This is a genomic window from Flavobacterium columnare NBRC 100251 = ATCC 23463 (genome assembly GCF_002530675.1).
Classification (GTDB): Bacteria; Bacteroidota; Bacteroidia; order Flavobacteriales; family Flavobacteriaceae; genus Flavobacterium; species Flavobacterium columnare.
Map to the genome: position 1 here is coordinate 1 of NZ_PCMX01000160.1, position 1,345 is coordinate 1,345.

Here is a 1,345-nt window from a genome sequence, read left to right on the forward strand (position 1 = left end):
GGATAAATAAACGGATTTTTATATATTTGAAATGCCCAAAAGGCATACGTTCTTAAAAAAGTAGAAGTGTAAGGATAAGGCAAGCGGAAAAAAAAATTTTTAACGGTTTTGCCAGAAAAGAGATACCCAAAGTAGTGGTTACCCTAGCAAAAAACGCATAAAGTATTACCCTTTTGGTAGCCTCGTTCCAAATAGGCATTCGTCTAGTAATCAGTATAGATACGGATTTAATGGCAAGGAACTTGACAACGAACTTAAAGGCGAAGGGAATAGTTATGATTTTGGTGAGAGATTACTTGACCCAAGAATTGGTAGATGGTGGAGTACAGATAATGTAGAAAAACCTTGGTTAAGTACATATCAATTCGCATCAAATAATCCAATTAATAATGTAGATCCTGATGGTAATGATGAAATTCATTTTTACTACAAGACTCAACAAATGCTTGATAGAGAAGGTAAAGCGTATACACAATTAAGTTTATCTTCTGAAATTATCAAAAATAATGCAGAGCACACTTTCTTTATGCATTCTCCTACTGGAGATGTATCAGAATTTCATCCTTTCAAAAGTGATAGAACACCTGGAACAACTACTGAAGCATACAAAGCAGGACTTCCGTTATCAAAAGGAATTAGCTTTTTAGGTTTCTTTGAAATGGGAGTTGATGATAACGCCTATCTTGGTACATTGTTGCAAGCTGCTCCTGAAGTAATGGAACACTACAGTAATATCAGAGAAGATGGGATGAGATTTAAAAATGCTGTAGACAATTCAAATAGTGTTGATTTTTATGAGAAAGTAATAAAAGGTGTTGAAACAGCATATGCTATTGTAGATGGTTATTATTTGGTAAAGGGATTAAGTAAGTTTGTAGTTAAAAATTTAGCTAAAAATTCTAAAGGTGTAGATTTAATATTAAAAAACAAACCCAACTGGACACCTGAACAAAAAGCAGCAGCTTCAGCTAAAGCTAAAGCTTTGACTGAAGCAGAAACGGTTGTAGTCAAAAACCCTAAAAGAGCATCTAATTTAAGAAATAGATATAAAAAAGCAGGAGGGGAAGTTAAGCCCACTGAAGATGTTGATCATATAGTTGATTTACAATTAGGAGGAGCAGATGATATTTTAACAAATACAAAGCCTCTCGATAAAAGTGTAAATAGAAGTATGGGTAAACAAATTAACAATGCTATTAAAAAACTTCCTGCAGGTACAAAAATTAATAAAGTTATAATTAAAGATTGATATATGGAATTGTTTAAAACCAAGAATAAAAAAGACTCTATTGCTTTTGATTTATTGGGTAATAAGTACAGTATAAAGTTTGAAAATAAATATTAT

1 protein-coding gene and 1 pseudogene are annotated in these 1,345 nt (G+C 32.0%); both read left to right on the forward strand.

Annotated elements, in window-relative coordinates; all coding sequences use genetic code 11:
- Positions 1–157: 157 nt before the first annotated feature.
- Positions 158–394 (forward strand): annotated as a pseudogene (locus B0A78_RS15115) (RHS repeat domain-containing protein); the annotation flags it as partial.
- A 48-nt stretch (positions 395–442) separates the two neighbouring features.
- A complete protein-coding gene (locus tag B0A78_RS13930) occupies positions 443–1,249 on the forward strand; it encodes a hypothetical protein (protein ID WP_249030968.1) in 807 nt (268 codons plus the stop codon).
- Positions 1,250–1,345: the final 96 nt, after the last annotated feature.